This is a genomic window from Microbacterium sp. NPDC058021 (genome assembly GCF_042885955.1).
In the GTDB taxonomy this organism is placed as follows: Bacteria; Actinomycetota; Actinomycetes; order Actinomycetales; family Microbacteriaceae; genus Microbacterium.
Genome location: NZ_JBHVRF010000006.1, coordinates 180,731 through 195,965, shown reverse-complemented (window position 1 = coordinate 195,965; position 15,235 = coordinate 180,731). Strand labels below are relative to the sequence as shown.

Sequence of the window (15,235 nt, the reverse complement as noted above, 5' to 3'; positions counted from 1 at the left end):
GCATGTCGGCTTCCATCCAGACGCCGCCGCGGCAGCGCCGCGCGCCGGCCGGCGCGAAGGGCGGCATCACGGGTGCGGTGATCACGACCTATCTGGCGCGCATGTCGTCGATGATCGCGTACGTCGCCCTGCTGCCGCTGGTGCTGGGCGCCTTCGGCGCGGAGTCGTACGGCCTCTACATGCTGACCGTCGCGCTCGGCGCGCTGTTCCAGCAGGACCTCGGCATCGGCGACGCGACCACCCGCTTCATCGGGGTGGCGGCGCCCTCGGACGACGTCGCGCGCATGCGGCGGGTCGCCTCCGCAAGCAACGTCTTCTACTTCGGCGCGGCATTCCTCCTGGCCGGGGCGACCGCCGTCGCCTTCGCCTTCACGGTGCCCAACGCGGATTTCAGCGAGAGCCTTGAGCCCACCGCCTGGGCGCTGGCGATCCTCGGGGTCGGCAACGTCTTCCTGCTGCTGGTGTTCTCGGCCAACCGCCAGATCCTCGCCGGGGTGGGGCGTCTGCAGATCGTGAACTACCTGCTGATCGGCCTCGCCGCGTTCCGCGTCGTGTTCACCGTGGTCGTGTGCTGGCTGGACCTGGGCATCGTCGCCGTCGCGATCGTGGACGTGCTCGGCATCCTGGGCTTCGGCATCGCCACCTACGTGCTGCGCCGCCGCTGCGCGCCGCGCATCACCGCGCGCGTCTCCGACTTCCGCTGGAGCGTGTTCCGGGAGCTGTTCCGCGTCTCCTCGCAGCTCATGGTGCTGGGCATCGCGGGCGTGGTGATCATGCAGGTGGGCGGCATCCTCACGGCGCTGCTGCTGCCGATCGCCTTCACCGCGATGTACGCCGCCGGGCAGCGGATCTACCTGCTGGTCAAAGAAGTGACCGGCTCGCTCGCCGTGGCGCTCCTGCCGACGGCCTCCATGCGCCACGGCGGCGCAGCGGGCGCGCCGATCGGACAGATGTATCTGCGCGGCACGGGCCTGGCGAACATGCTCATGACGCTCGTCCTCGTGCCGGTGGTCGTCTTCATGCCCCAGATCATGCACGTCTGGCTCGGCGAGGCGGGGCCCGGAGCGGCGATCGTGGCGCAGATCCTCGTGCTGTCGATGTTCGCCAACAACAATCATCTGCTGGCCGTGCCCATCCTCACCGCCCAGGGGTCGCTCCGCGGCTTCGCGGTGCTGCACACGATCTGGGCCGTCACCGGCACCCTCCTCGCGCTCGTGCTCGGGAACACCATGGGTCTGCCCGGAATCGCACTGGGGCTGGCCCTGCCCATCGTCGTGCTCGAGCCGTTCTACATCGCCATCACGCTGCGCCGCCTCGACCTGTCGCTGCGGGATTTCGCGGTCCGATGCCTCGTGATGCCGTTCGCCACCGTCGCGCCGCTCGCCGCGCTCCTGTACGGCGCGAGCCTGCTGGATCCGCCGCTCCCGCTCGTGGCCGCGTTCGTCGGACTCTGGGCGGTCGCCGCCCTCACCGTCTACTACTTCTTCGCTTTCGACAAGGCCACGCGCGCCCGGGTGAGGGCGGCACTGCCCGTCCCCTCCCGCGCCGGCCGCACCATGGAGGACTCCCCGTGACCATGCCCATCGAGAACACCCACGACCCTCGCCCGTCAGGGTCGGGATTCATCGACGAGATGCAGCGGCGTTCGTTCGCGGCGCTGACGGCGCTGCACGACGGCGTCGATTCGCTCGTGCTCACCGATTTCCCCGACTACGAGAACATCGGCGACTCGGTCATCGCGCTCGGTCAGGCGGAGTTCTGGCGCCGCGCCGGCATCCGCGTCGAGGCCACGTATTCGTGGGGCACGATCTCCCCCGCGGTCTACGACTCGCGCATCCCCGTCGCCATCCAGGGCGGCGGCAACTTCGGCGGGCTCTACCCGCAGCACAGCGAGCACCGCTACCGCCTCGCCGAGCGGCTGCGCCCCGAGACGCTGCTCATCCAGGAGCCCCAGTCGGTGCACTTCGCGTCCGACGCCGACCGCGCCGAGTTCGCCCGGCGCATGGCGGTCCGCCCGGAGCTGCGCCTGGCCGTGCGCGACACCGCGTCGCTCGCGGCGGTGCGCGACCTCGTCGCCGATGTGACCCTGGCCCCCGACAGCGTGCACATGCTGGGCCGGCTGGAGGCTGCCGCGCCCACTCGGGAGAGCGTCTACCTGCTGCGCCGCGACGACGAGAGCGCACTGCCGGCGGGCACGGGCGCGACGGCGGTCGACTGGCCGGCGATGACCTTCGCCGACCGGCTCGCACAGCGCCTGCGCCGCACCTTCTTCGAAGGCGCCGTCACACGCAGCATGAACCGCACGACCGACCGGTGGTTCGCGGATGCCGCGAAGCGCCTGGCCACCGGCGTCGCGCTGCTCTCCCCCGGCGAGACCATCGTCACCGATCGCCTGCACGCGATGCTCGTGGGGTTGCAGATGGGCCGCCGGGTCATCGCGATCGACAACGCAAACGGCAAGCTCACCAGCTACGCCGGCACCTGGCTGGAAGACCTCGACCTTCCGCTCAGCTTCGCCCCGGATCTGCCGACAGCGACGGCGATGGTCTGAGCCATGGTCATCGCACGCGACGAGGAGACCGGCGCCGAGGTCCGCGGACCCGCACCCGTCGCGACGCGCGGTGCGGCGGCGTCGGGACGCGTGCTGGGCCGTGACCGGCTGTCGGCGGGCGTCTACATCAGCGTCGAACTCTCCCCGCTCGTCGTCCCCGAGCGGACGGCGGTCGTGGCGGCCGTCCGCACCCTCATCGGCATGGGTGCCGCCGCCCGCGCCGGACGCACGTTCGACGGCGCCCGGTGGCGGTACGACCCCGAGACGCTCGACGCGCAGGCCGAGCGCATGGTGCGGGAGCTGCCTGCGGCGTACGCAGGCGACGCCGGGCTGCCGCGTCTGCGCGAGGCGATCACCCCCGACCTGCCGTTCATGGTCTTCCTCGGGGACGACCGCGCGTCGCTGTGCATCGACCATCGGCTCGGCGACGGGTTCCTGGGTGTCATGCTGACCGCCGGCATCCTGTCGGGCCGCGCCGCGCCCGGCGTGTTCACCTCGGCCCGCGACGCCGACCCGCTGCCCGCCGCCCTGAACGCCACGTTCCTGCACCACCCCGGGCGCGCGGCCGACGTCGTGCGCGACCGGCTCGCCGAACGCCGCATCCCGCGCCCCGCGCACACGGGCCCCACGGTGCCCGCCGAGCGCGGCTCGCTCGACCTCGTCACCGGCATCATGGACCCCGACACCTACCGGTCCATCGCCGCGTGGAGCCGGGGACGCGTCCCCCCCACCCTCGCGATGATGTTCGCGCTGCGCGAGGCGCTGCACCGGGTGGGCGTGCCGGTCATGGACGAAGGCTCGATCCTCGTCGACCTGCGCCGCTATCTGCCCTCGGGCCGGTCGACGCTGGCGAACTTCGTCGTGGGGCACCCCATCGACGCCGCTGCCGGGCTCGATGCCGCCGGCGCCCGCTTCAGCCGCGATCTGCACTCCGGTCGCCCGCTGGCCGCCCTCACCGCTGGTCTGCTCACCCGTGGCTGGCGCCGCCCCGCCGCGGCGACGGCGCCCGCCGCCGCGAAGGCGATCGTGAGCGACATGGGGTTCCTGCGTGCCCTCGAGCCGTTGCCGTGGGCGGGCGAGGGAAATGTGCGCGTGTCGGTGGACCCCGCGGGCCGCAACGGCATCACCGCGCTGACCGCCGTGCTCAAACGCCGTCTCAACGTCTCGATGAGCTTCGACGCCTCCCTCTACGACCGCTCGACCATCGCCGCCGCCTGCGAGCTGCTGTGCCGCGACCCGAAGGGACTGCTGCCTTGACCCTCACCACCCCTCCCCCCACCGAGACATCGGCTCCGCGCCCGCGCCGGCGTCGACGTCGGTGGCTCACCCTCGGCATCCCCGCCGGCATCCTCGTCATCGTCCTCGTCATCACGGGTGTCTGGTGGTTCACCGGGTTCTCCTTCCTCACTCCGAAGTACGGCGACGACGAGGCCCTGTTCGACGACTTCGACGGCCCGGCCGGCTCCAAGCCGAACTCCGCGTTCTGGAGCATCCAGACCGGCGGTGGCGGCTGGGGGAACAACGAGCTCCAGGAGTACACCGAGGATGCCGTCGCCCTCGACGGCCAGGGCAACCTCGTCATCACCGCGACCATCCCCGCCGACGGCGGGACTCCGACCTCGGGGCGCATCACGAGCCACAACAAGTGGTCGTTCAGCTTCGGGCAGCTCTCCGCGCGCGTGAAGCTGCCCGAGGCGCAGGGGCTGCTGCCGGCGTTCTGGCTGCTCGGCGACAACATCGACCGCGTCGGCTGGCCCAACGCCGGCGAGGTCGACATCATCGAGACCCCGAACGACACGTCCCGCAGTCGCCATCACCTGCACGGTCCGATCGGCTGGACGGAGCACTGGTCGCTGAACCAGGGCGTCGACATGCCGGCACCGCTCGCCGACGACTACCACGTCTACACGGTCGAGAAGCAGCCCGGCCGCATCATCATCGCGATCGACGACCAGGTCGTGTGGGACGTCGAGGAATGGGATGTCCCACTCACCGGACGCTGGGTGTTCGACGAACCCACGCACGTGCTGTTCAGCCTCGCGGTCGGCGGCAACTGGCCGGGCGACCCCGATGCCACGACGCCGGAGGTCAACAAGATGCTCATCGACTGGATGGCGTACACGCCGGCCGACCAGACCGAGACGATCGCCCCGTGAGCGGCCGCGGCCGCATCGCGATGCTGGCGCACAGCCTCGCTGAGGACGCGTCGTGGGGGTGGCGCTCGTTCGTGACAAACAGCGTCGCAGGCTCGGTGCTCTGCCCTCGGGCGGTGCGATACGGCATCCTGCGGGCGCGCGGGTTCGATGTGCAGACCCCCAACCTCTCGTCGCGGTGCACGTTCACGGGAGGCCGTGACATCCGCATCGGCGACGGCACGTTCGTCAACGTCGGATGCTACTTCGAAGCCGTCGCACCCGTCCGCATCGGCGAGGACTGCCAGCTGGCGATGTTCGTCACGATCATCACGAGCTTCCACGGCGTGGGCCCCGAGGGCGTCTCCCGCGACCGGGACAGCGCTCCCGTCGTGATCGGCGACCGGTGCTGGCTCGGGGCCAACGTGACGGTGCTGCCGGGCGTCACGATCGGCGACGACGTCGTCGTCGCCGCGGGCGCCGTCGTGACGCGGGACCTGCCCGGCGGTGCCGTGTACGGCGGGGTCCCCGCCCGCCTCATCCGCACCCTCGCCGACACCCCCGCCGCGGCCTGACCTCCTCGCAAGGACCCCATGCAGACCTTCCCCACCGTCTCCACCTCGCGCGCCACCGGACGTGTCACCTGGATCGACGGCGCCCGCGGCATCGCGATCATCCTCGTCGTGCTGTTCCACGCCGGGATGTTCACTGTCCCCACGGGCCTCGCCTCCCCCTGGTGGGAACCGCTCAACCTGGTGTTCGCGCTGCTGCGCATGCCGCTGTTCTTCCTCGTCGCGGGAATGCTGGCGGTGGGTGCGGTCGGCCGACCCTGGCCGGAACTCTGGCGCACGCGCCTGGCGGTGCTGGTGTGGGTGTTCGTGGTGTGGACGGTGCTGCGCTTCGCCTACTACCAGGTGATCCCCGAGCCGATCGATCTGAACCAGTCCAGCTGGCTCGACTTCGTCCTGTCGATCGTGCGCCCCTCCAACGGGCTGTGGTTCCTGTTCGCCCTCGCGCTGTTCCTCGTGGCGGCGAAGGCGCTGCACGGACGCGTGAACCGCTGGGTCGTGCTGGCCGTCGCGGCCGTGGCGTCCTCGGTCGCGCACGGCGGGGTCACCTTCGGCAACGTCACGTACGACGGCATCACGAAGTACTTCGTCTTCTTCATGATCGGCCTGTACCTGCGCGAGCCGATCATCCACTTCGTGCACCGCCGCGGGTGGCTGATGAGCGTCGCCCTGCTCATGGCGTTCGCGGCGGCCATCGTGCTGCGGGGTGCGACGGGCTGGTTCGTGGATACCGTCACGGCCGTGCCGGTGGGACTCATCGCCGTCGCCTTCGGCCTGTGCCTGGCCCGCAGCCTCGCCCGCACACCGCTCACCCGCCCGCTCTCGCGGCCACTGGAGCACCTCGGCCAGCGGACGCTGCAGGTGTACGTCACGCACATCCTGCTGCTGTCGACGTTCACCAGCCTGCTGCTGCCGTTCGCCGACACCCCCGCCATCGCACTGCTGCGCCCGGTGATGCCGGTGCTGATGTCGGCGATCGCGATCGCGCTCAGCCTCGTGATCGCCGCGGGCTGCGCTCGGGTGCCGGTGCTGCGCCTGCTCTACGTGGCGCCGGCGTGGTTCGCGCGCGAGCGGGTCGGCACTGCGGCGTCGCGCTGACGCCCCCGAATCGGCGGCGTCAGGTCACCGAGCGAGCGCGTCCGGCCGTGCACGGTAGGCGGGCCTACACCAAACGGGAGACCGGCCGGCGGTGGCGGGAGATGGGTGCCACTCACCGCCCGGCGTCAGCCATGCCGGCGAAGACCCGCGCAGCCAGGTCTTCCAGGGGTATCGGCGACATCTGGATGCGCAACACGTTCGTCCCATCTGTCGCGTAGAGCACCTCTCTCTCGTCCACGAGTCCGAGATTGTCGTCCACAGTCACGAGGACGGCGGCCTCGGCCCCCACCACATCGACCGGCGTCGCCCCGGTGAAGTCCACGTCGTCCCATTGCGAGCCCGCCCCCGGCAGCAGATTCATCCACACCGCCTCGGAGGTCTCGTATGAGTACCACGGGCACCACTGATCGGTCGACGCCAGCATTCCGTCCGTCGGCCAGGATCCGAATCCCGCCGGATAGCCCGGCTCGAACGTCGCCGGCGCGTACACCTCGGCGATGCCCGCCGCCTGCTCCACCGTCGCGCAGTCGACGGAGTCCCACCACTCATCCGTGGGGGTCGCCGCGATCGGCGCAGGCACCGTCGCGGCGCGCTCCAGCGCCGCGGCGAGGACGGGCGCGAGATCGGGTGGTGTGCCGACCTCGTCCAACGCCCTCTTCGACACCATCACCCACGTTTCCCCGACGCTTCCGGCGAGGTGACAGTACGGCGTATCGAAGGACCACTCGCACGCCGTGGTCGCGAAGCGGGAACGCAGTTCTTCCGGCACCTGTGTCACGGGCAGTGCCATGAGCGTGACTGCCTCGAAGGTGCCACCGACGGCGACCCACGAGCATTTCAGTCCCCCCAGAGTGACCAGACCGGTCGGCAGGTCGGCGTCGCCGGGCAACGCTTCGGCGTCGAAGCCCAGCACGGCGGCAGGATCCGCGAAGACGCTCGCGCATTCACCGTCGTATGCGAGCACGGGCCCCGTCGGCGGCGCCGAAGGTCTCGGCATCGGTGTGGATGTCGGCGTGGCCGCGTCGGCCGTCGGTTGGGGTTGTGGCGTCGGCGCGCAGGCGGAGAGGGCAGCGACGGCGATCACGAGGGCGGCGAGGATGCGAAGGATGCGCATATCCGCATACTGGCACGCTGGCGGGCGGCGGACTGGAACGATTCGATCACGAACCGGCGCAGCCGCGGCCATCTCCTCAGGACAGGAGAACTCCCGAGAACAGGACGGTCCGCCGGGAAGCGTCCTGTTGTGGAGAGATCGCCTGCGCCGGGGAGATCGCCTGCGCGGAGCAGGCCGTCAGGCCGTGACGACCTGCGCGGTGCCGAGGGGGGCGTCGGGACCCATCTCGGCGGCGAGACGGTTGGCCTCTTCGATGAGGGTCTGCACGATGTCGGCCTCGGGCACGGTCTTGATGACCTCGCCCTTGACGAAGATCTGCCCCTTGCCGTTGCCGGACGCGACACCCAGGTCGGCCTCGCGGGCCTCGCCGGGCCCGTTGACGACGCAGCCCATGACCGCCACGCGCAGCGGCACGGTCATGTCCTTGAGGCCCTCGGTGACGTCGTCGGCGAGGGTGTAGACGTCGACCTGCGCGCGTCCGCACGAGGGGCAGGAGACGATCTCGAGCTTGCGCTCGCGCAGATTCAGTGACTGCAGGATCTGGTGACCGACCTTGATCTCCTCGGCGGGAGGCGCCGAGAGCGACACGCGGATGGTGTCGCCGATGCCCTCGGAGAGCAGGATGCCGAAGGCGGTGGCGCTCTTGATGGTGCCCTGGAACGCGGGCCCGGCCTCGGTCACGCCGAGGTGCAGCGGCCAGTCGCCCCGCTCGGCCAGCAGCCGGTACGCCTTGACCATGATGACCGGGTCGTTGTGCTTGACCGAGATCTTGAAGTCGTGGAAGTCGTGCTCCTCGAACAGGCTCGCCTCCCACACGGCGCTCTCCACAAGGGCCTCCGGGGTGGCCTTGCCGTACTTCTCCAGCAGGCGGCGGTCCAGCGATCCGGCGTTCACGCCGATGCGCAGCGACACGCCGGCATCCTTGGCGGCCTTGGCGATCTCGCCGACCTTGTCGTCGAACTGCCGGATGTTGCCGGGGTTCACGCGCACCGCGGCACAGCCGGCGTCGATCGCCTGGAAGACGTACTTCGGCTGGAAGTGGATGTCGGCGATGACCGGGATCTGGCTCTTCTTCGCGATGATGTGCAGCACATCCGCGTCGTCCTGGCTCGGCACGGCGACGCGCACGATCTCGCAGCCCGAGGCGGTGAGCTCGGCGATCTGCTGGAGGGTCGCGTTGATGTCGGTGGTCTTGGTCGTCGTCATCGACTGGACGCTGACGGGAGCATCGCCGCCGACGAGGACCTTTCCGACCTTGATCTGACGGCTCTTGCGGCGCGGGGCGAGGAGCTCCGGCACGCGGGGCATCCCGAGATTGACTGCTGGCACCACCCCAGCCTACGCCGCGCGGCCTGCGGGAGGGCTGAACGCCGGGCGGCGCGGTGCGGTGTGGTAGTTTCGGCGCATGTCCGCGAACCTCACCTGGTGGCTCACCGCATAGGCGGTGGGTTCGTGTGACGACAGACCGCCCCCGGGCGGTCTTTTTGTTGGTGCGGCCGCTCCCATGACGAAAGACCGACCATGACCGCGTCCCTGTACTCCACGCTGGCCGAGCTGCCGGCGTTCGCCCTCATCGCGCGCGATGCCGACACCGTGGAGCTGCTCACCGGCGACGTCGTCGACGTCGAGCTGCTCGCCGACATCCCCCTGACCGATGCCGCGGGCACTCCCCGCGAGGTGCTCGCGATGGTGCCGTTCCGCCAGGTGCGCGAGCGCGGCTTCGAATGCCACGACGACGACGCGCCGCTGCGGTGCCTCGTCGTGGACACGCACACCGCCCTCCCCCGCGCCGACGTGCTCGCGCAGCTGCCCGGCGGCCCTGTCGCGCTGACGGATGCCGGCTTCGACATCGCCGACGACGACTACGCCGCCATCGTGCGCCGCGTCATCGCCGACGAGATCGGCCGCGGCGAAGGCGCCAACTTCGTCATCCGCCGCGACTTCACCGCCGGCGTGGACGCCGACCCGCGGCTGGCCGCGCTGACCTGGTTCCGCGCGCTCCTGGAGCACGAGCGCGGGGCGTACTGGACGTTCGCGATCGTGACGCCCGACCACATCGCCGTGGGCGCGAGTCCCGAAGCCCATGTCAGCGCGCAGGGCGGTGTCGTGACGATGAACCCGATCTCCGGCACCTTCCGCCACCCCGCCGGTGGGGCGACGGCGGCGACCCTCAGCGAGTTCCTCGAGTCGACGAAAGAGACCGAGGAGCTGTTCATGGTCGTCGACGAGGAGCTGAAGATGATGAGCGCCGTCTGCTCCGACGGCGGACGCATCACCGGACCCCACCTCAAGGAGATGTCGCGGCTCACGCACACCGAGTACGTGCTGCGCGGTCGCAGCCGCCTCGATCCCCGCGACATCCTGCGCGAGACGATGTTCGCCCCCACCGTCACCGGCTCGCCGATGCAGAACGCGTGCACCGTCATCACCCGCCACGAGACCACCCCGCGCGGCTACTACTCCGGTGTGGCGGCGCTGTTCACCCCGAACGGCGGGACGGATGCCGCGGACGGCCCGACCCACGACCTCGACGCGCCGATCCTCATCCGCACCGCGTACCTCTCCGGCGGACGCCTGCGCGTGCCGGTCGGCGCGACGCTCGTGCGTCACTCCGACCCCGACGGCGAGGTGGGCGAGACCCACGGCAAGGCCGCCGGTGTGCTCGGCGCGATCGGCGCGATCCCCCGCGACGTCCCCGCGGTGACCGCCACCACCCCCGACAGCGACCCCGATGCCCCCGCGACCGCACCGCGTCCGCTGGCGGAGGACCCGCAGATCGCCCAGCTGCTGGTGTCGCGCAACGCACGGCTGGCCGATTTCTGGCTCAACCCGCAGGAGACGCAAGCCCTCGCGGGGCCTTTCACCGGCCGCTCCGCGCTCGTCGTCGACGCCGAGGATCGCTTCACCACGATGCTCGCGCACCAGCTGCGGCACCTGGGCTTGGACGTCACCATCTCGCCGTGGTCCGAGGCCACCCCCGCCGAGGTCGACGGCGCGGATCTCGTCGTGGCCGGTCCCGGCCCCGGTGACCCCCGCGACCCCGACAGCCCGCGCCTGCGCCGCATGCGCGAGATCGTGCGTGCGCGCCTGACCGCCGGAAAGCCGCTGCTGGCGGTGTGCCTGAGCCACCAGATCCTCGCCGACGCGCTCGGCATCGACCTGGCGCCGCTGGACTTCCCGCACCAGGGGCTCCAGCGCACGGTGGAGGTGTTCGGCGAGCCCGCCTCGATCGGGTTCTACAACACCTTCACGGCGCGGGTGGCGCCGGGCACCACGCAGGTCGCGGGCGCCGAGATCGCGGCGGACCCGGCATCGGGAGACGTGTATGCGCTGCGCGGCGACGGCTTCGCCTCCGTGCAGGGGCACCTCGAGTCGATCCTCTCGCGCGATGGCATGCGCACCCTCGAGCGGCTGGTCGCCCAGGCGCTGGCCTGAGGCCCCCGCGTTCGGCGGTCAGCCGAAGACGGAGATGGGGTTGAACAGGTCCGCCAGGATCAGGATCGCCCCCATGCCGATCAGCAGCACCACGACGACGAACGTCGCCGGCACGAGCCGCGCGGTGTCGACGGGGTGCGGCGGCGGGCGACGGAACACGCGCGCCCAGACCCGCTTGAGCCCGTCCCACAGCGCCACCGCGACGTGACCGCCGTCCAGCGGCAGCAGCGGGATCAGGTTGAACACGAACAGGGCGAGGTTCAGCGAGGCGAGCAGCCCCAGCAGGCCCGCGACGCGGTTGAGCACGGGGGCGTCGACGGATGCCACTTCGCCCGCGATACGGCCCGCACCGACGACCGACAGCGGCCCGTCCGGGTCGCGCTCACCGCCGGTGAACAAGGCGATCGCGGTGTCGTAGACGCGCACCGGCAGCTGGACGACGACGCCCACGACGCGCTGCACGCTGTCGACGGTCATCTCCGCCCCGGCCCAGAGCGGCTGCGGCACGTACGCGGACTGGGCGGTCATGCCGACCATGCCCACTTCGGCGGTGACGACCTCGCCGTCGGCGGTGACGATCTCGCGCTCGGTGAGCGCCGGCGTCACCTGCAGCGTCTGCTCGGTGCCGTCGCGCTCGACGACGATCGCCAGCTGTCGTCCCGGTGAGTCCTGGATGATCTGCGACGCCTCGGCGAAGTCGGCCACCTCGGTGCCGTCGACGGACACGATGACGTCGCCGGGCAGGATGCCACCGGCGGCGGCGGGCGACGGCGGATCGTCAGCGGAGCACTCGGTCTCGGCCGACGCGCCCGCCACGATGCACTCGCTCACGCCGGCGATGGTGGTGGTCGCCGTCTGCACCCCGATGCCGCTGAGCATGATCGTGAACAGCACGACGGCCAGCAGCAGATTCATCACAGGCCCGCCGAGCATGATGATGATGCGCTTGTACACCGGCAGGTGGTAGAACAGCCTGTCCTCGGCGACGTCCGTCATGGTCTCGGCGTTGGCGGCACGGGCGTCCTGCACCATCGTGGCGAAGAAGCCACCGCCGGCACGCCCGGATCGACCCGCGCGGGAGGGTGAGGGCGGGTACATCCCCGACATCGAGATGTAGCCCCCGAGCGGAATGGCCTTGACGCCGTACTCGGTCTCGCCGCGGCGACGCGACCACAGCGTCGGGCCGAAGCCGATCATGTACTGGCCGACGTGCACGCCGAACTTCTTCGCGGGCAGCAGATGCCCGAGCTCGTGCAGTGCGATCGAAACGGCCAGTCCCACGACGAGGACGACCACCCCGACGAGGAAGGCGATGACGGTCACAGCGGGCAGGTTACCGTGGCCGGCTTTGAATTCGCCTGAGCGCGGCCGCGGCCTAGGCTGGCGGGGGGAGGTGGACGGTGACGACTCGGCAGCTGCGCGCGCTGCGCGGAACGGCGGCGGCGATGATCGCGACCCTCGTCGCGGCGACCGCGCACACCCTCTCGGGTGGCGGCGCACCGCATCCGCTGCTCATCGTCGCCGTCGCTGCCCTCGCCGCTCCCCCCGCCGTCTGGCTCACCGGACGCCGCGGCACCTGGTGGCGCACCGCGAGCGTCATCGCCGGCGCGCAGGCGCTGTTCCACGGCGCGTTCGCGGTCGTGGGCGATGCCCACCCGCTCACGTCTTCCCACGCGCACCATGCGGCCACCGCTGTCGCGCCGCTGGCCGGCACCGCGCCCGCCGGCTGGGATGCCGGGATGACGATCGGGCACGCGCTGGCCGCCCTCGTGACGATCCTCGCCGTGCTCCGCGGCGAGCACCTGCTGCGTCGCATCGCCCGCGGCATCCGCCGTCGCCTCGCCCGGCTGACGGTCACCCTGCCGGCCCCGGTGACGCGCCCCCGCCCGCTCACCGCCTGCCAGGCTCCGCGACGCACGCGCCGCCCCACCACCTCCGCCCTCTCCCGCCGGGGTCCCCCGGTGCTCGCCGGCTGATACGACACCTCATCACCCGGCGCGCCCGCGCCCCCTTCGCCGACGGCACCGACCGTCCCCGAATCGAGAGAGCTCTCATGACCACCATCACCCCGGCACGCCGTCGCGCGCGCCTGACCGCCGGCGTCCTCGCCGGAACCGCGCTGGCCCTGGCCGCCCCCCTTGCGGCGAGCGCACACGTCCACGTCGACCCCGCGGATGCCACCGCCGGCGGCTCAACCGTGCTGACCTTCTCCTCCAGCCACGGCTGCGACTCGTCGCCGACCACGGGCTTCACGATCGACATCCCCGAGGGCGTGGCCGGCATCGCCCCGCACGCACAGGCAGGCTGGACGATCGAGCGCGTCGGCGCCGATGCCGGCGTACCGACGCAGGTCGTCTTCACCGCTGACGCCCCCATCGAGTCGGGGCTGCTGACTACCGTCTCGATGCAGGTGACCTTCGCCGACGACCTCGCCGGCGAGACGGTCGCCTTCCCCGTGCTCCAGGAGTGCGTCGAGGGCTCGACCGACTGGGCGGAGATCGCCGAAGACGGCCAGGACCCGCACGACCTCGACGCCCCCGCGCCCGTGGTCACCGTGGGCGAGGCGACCGCTGACCTGCACGGCGGTGACCACGGCGACGCCGCCGATGCGCACGACGACAGCACGACCGCCGACCACACGGTGCTCCCGATCGCGCTCGGCGTCGGTGGGCTCGTCCTCGGCGCCGCGGGTCTGGCAGCGGGTCTCATCGCCCTGCGCCGCACGCGCCGCAGCTGAGCTGATCCGCTGGGGGCGTCGTGCCGGCGACGGCGCCCCCCAGCGGATGGCGGGCACGATTGCACCTGTCGCCGCGTCCGTCAAGACCCCTTGTCAGTGCGTCTCCCGCTCACGTAGCTTCCCCCCCAGATGCATGCCGGTGCGCCTCGCGCATCGCGCATCGCGTCGGGCGTCTCGCGCACGGCGGGCGCCGGATCTCGACGAGGACCGGGAGAAGCTGATGAACGCAGCGAAGGCCGACGACGAACTGACCCCACGATTCGCACGCCGAGGTGAGGCGACCGTCGCCGCGCGACATGTCATCCCCCAGCAGGAGTCTCTGCCGGATACCGCCAAGCAGATCGTCGACGACGAGACGATGCTCGACGGCAACTCGCGGCTGAACCTCGCCACCTTCGTGGGGACGTGGATGGACGAGGACGCCAAGCAGGTCTACGAGGCCTCGTTCGACAAGAACATGATCGACAAGGACGAGTACCCGCAGACCGCGGCCATCGAGGACAACTGCTGGCACATGCTGGCGAATCTGTGGAACGCGCCGGAGGCGTCGCAGAGCATCGGCACGTCGACGATCGGGTCGTCGGAGGCCTGCATGCTGGGCGGGCTCGCCTTCAAACGGCGCTGGCAGCAGTCCCGTCGCGTCGCCGGCAAGGACGCCTCCAAGCCGAACCTCGTGATGTCCTCGGCGGTGCAGGTGTGCTGGGAGAAGTTCTGCAACTACTTCGACGTCGAACCGCGGTTCGTGCCCATCAGCCTCGAGCACAAGACGCTCGACGGGTACGACCTCGAGAAGTACGTCGATGAGAACACCATCGGCGTCGTCGCGATCATGGGCGTCACCTACACCGGCATGTACGAACCGGTCGCCGAGATCGCGAAGGCACTGGATGAGATCCAGGCCAAGACCGGGCTCGACATCCCGATCCACGTCGACGGTGCCTCCGGTGCCATGATCGCACCGTTCCTGCAACCCGATCTGGTGTGGGATTTCCGGCTCGAGCGGGTGCACTCGATCAGCACGTCAGGGCACAAGTACGGCCTCGTGTACCCGGGCCTGGGCTGGGTCGTCTGGCGCAACACGCAGTGGCTGCCCGAGGACCTCGTGTTCAAGGTGAGCTACCTCGGCGGGGAGATGCCGACGTTCGCCCTGAACTTCTCACGACCCGGCGCGCAGGTGCTGTTGCAGTACTACATGTTCCTCCGGCTCGGGTTCGAGGGATACCGCGCCGTGCAGCAGGCCTCGCAGGACGTCGCGAAGTACCTGTCGGCCGGCATCGCGAAGCTCGACGCCTTCGAACTGTGGAATGACGGCAGCGACATCCCGGTGTTCGCGTGGTACCTGAAGGAGGGGCATACCAAGAACTGGAACCTCTATCACCTGCAGGACCGGTTGCGCATGAAGGGCTGGCTCGTCCCCGCCTATCCCATGCCCGACGACCTCGCCAGCCTCACGGTGCAGCGCATCGTGGTGCGCAACGGTCTGAGCATGGACCTCGCCGCCGAACTCCTCGCAGACATCGAGACCGAGACGGCTTACCTCGACGCACTCGAATCGGCCATGCCGATCGAGGGCCAGCACTCCGGATTCCACCACTAGGC

The 15,235-nt window shown here is 70.7% G+C and carries 13 protein-coding genes; 10 read left to right on the top strand and 3 right to left on the bottom strand.

Features of this window, described 5'->3' with window-relative positions; all coding sequences use genetic code 11:
* Positions 1 to 2: 2 nt before the first annotated feature.
* From ACFVR6_RS14225 to ACFVR6_RS14200, 6 genes are read left to right on the top strand one after another with little or no spacing between them, the layout of a single operon-like run.
* Positions 3 to 1,574, top strand: a complete 1,572-nt coding sequence (locus tag ACFVR6_RS14225; protein ID WP_386964140.1) for a hypothetical protein — start codon at positions 3 to 5, stop codon at positions 1,572 to 1,574.
* Positions 1,575 to 1,576: 2 nt separating this feature from the next.
* Positions 1,577 to 2,551, top strand: coding sequence for a polysaccharide pyruvyl transferase family protein (locus ACFVR6_RS14220; RefSeq protein WP_386964370.1), 975 nt, complete (start codon positions 1,577 to 1,579; stop codon positions 2,549 to 2,551).
* A 3-nt stretch (positions 2,552 to 2,554) separates the two neighbouring features.
* The gene (locus ACFVR6_RS14215; protein WP_386964138.1) at positions 2,555 to 3,808 is read left to right on the top strand and encodes a hypothetical protein; all 1,254 of its coding nucleotides are present in this window, start codon (positions 2,555 to 2,557) and stop codon (positions 3,806 to 3,808) included.
* Entirely contained in the window at positions 3,805 to 4,707 is a 903-nt protein-coding gene (locus ACFVR6_RS14210) for a glycoside hydrolase family 16 protein (RefSeq protein ID WP_386964136.1), read from the top strand. Before ACFVR6_RS14215 ends, ACFVR6_RS14210 begins: the two co-directional genes overlap by 4 nt.
* The gene (locus ACFVR6_RS14205) at positions 4,704 to 5,258 is read left to right on the top strand and encodes an acyltransferase (RefSeq protein WP_386964134.1); all 555 of its coding nucleotides are present in this window, start codon (positions 4,704 to 4,706) and stop codon (positions 5,256 to 5,258) included. Before ACFVR6_RS14210 ends, ACFVR6_RS14205 begins: the two co-directional genes overlap by 4 nt.
* Before the next feature lie 18 nt (positions 5,259 to 5,276).
* Positions 5,277 to 6,350, top strand: a complete 1,074-nt coding sequence (locus ACFVR6_RS14200) for an acyltransferase family protein (RefSeq protein ID WP_386964132.1) — start codon at positions 5,277 to 5,279, stop codon at positions 6,348 to 6,350.
* Positions 6,351 to 6,462: 112 nt separating this feature from the next.
* On the opposite strand, the gene ACFVR6_RS14195 is transcribed toward ACFVR6_RS14200, so the two are convergent.
* Both ACFVR6_RS14195 and ispG read right to left on the bottom strand, forming a co-directional pair.
* Positions 6,463 to 7,536, bottom strand: a complete 1,074-nt coding sequence (locus ACFVR6_RS14195; protein WP_386964131.1) for a hypothetical protein — start codon at positions 7,534 to 7,536, stop codon at positions 6,463 to 6,465.
* A 105-nt stretch (positions 7,537 to 7,641) separates the two neighbouring features.
* Entirely contained in the window at positions 7,642 to 8,793 is a 1,152-nt protein-coding gene (gene ispG / locus ACFVR6_RS14190) for a flavodoxin-dependent (E)-4-hydroxy-3-methylbut-2-enyl-diphosphate synthase (protein ID WP_386964129.1), read from the bottom strand.
* Between the two features lie 192 nt (positions 8,794 to 8,985).
* Here ispG and ACFVR6_RS14185 point away from each other — a divergent pair, with 192 nt between their 5' ends.
* Positions 8,986 to 10,899, top strand: a complete 1,914-nt coding sequence (locus ACFVR6_RS14185) for an anthranilate synthase family protein (protein WP_386964127.1) — start codon at positions 8,986 to 8,988, stop codon at positions 10,897 to 10,899.
* 18 nt (positions 10,900 to 10,917) lie between these two features.
* Here the strand turns inward: ACFVR6_RS14185 and ACFVR6_RS14180 are convergent, their stop codons facing one another.
* The gene (locus tag ACFVR6_RS14180) at positions 10,918 to 12,222 is read right to left on the bottom strand and encodes a M50 family metallopeptidase (RefSeq protein ID WP_386964125.1); all 1,305 of its coding nucleotides are present in this window, start codon (positions 12,220 to 12,222) and stop codon (positions 10,918 to 10,920) included.
* Positions 12,223 to 12,299: 77 nt separating this feature from the next.
* Between ACFVR6_RS14180 and ACFVR6_RS14175 the strand changes: the two genes are divergently transcribed.
* From ACFVR6_RS14175 to ACFVR6_RS14165, 3 genes are all read left to right on the top strand, one after another.
* Positions 12,300 to 12,875 carry a hypothetical protein gene (locus ACFVR6_RS14175; RefSeq protein ID WP_386964123.1) on the top strand — a complete coding sequence of 192 codons (576 nt, stop codon included), beginning with the start codon at positions 12,300 to 12,302 and terminating at the stop codon, positions 12,873 to 12,875.
* Between the two features lie 77 nt (positions 12,876 to 12,952).
* Positions 12,953 to 13,636, top strand: a complete 684-nt coding sequence (locus ACFVR6_RS14170; RefSeq protein WP_386964121.1) for a YcnI family protein — start codon at positions 12,953 to 12,955, stop codon at positions 13,634 to 13,636.
* Between the two features lie 220 nt (positions 13,637 to 13,856).
* Positions 13,857 to 15,233, top strand: a complete 1,377-nt coding sequence (locus ACFVR6_RS14165; protein WP_386964120.1) for a glutamate decarboxylase — start codon at positions 13,857 to 13,859, stop codon at positions 15,231 to 15,233.
* Positions 15,234 to 15,235: the final 2 nt, after the last annotated feature.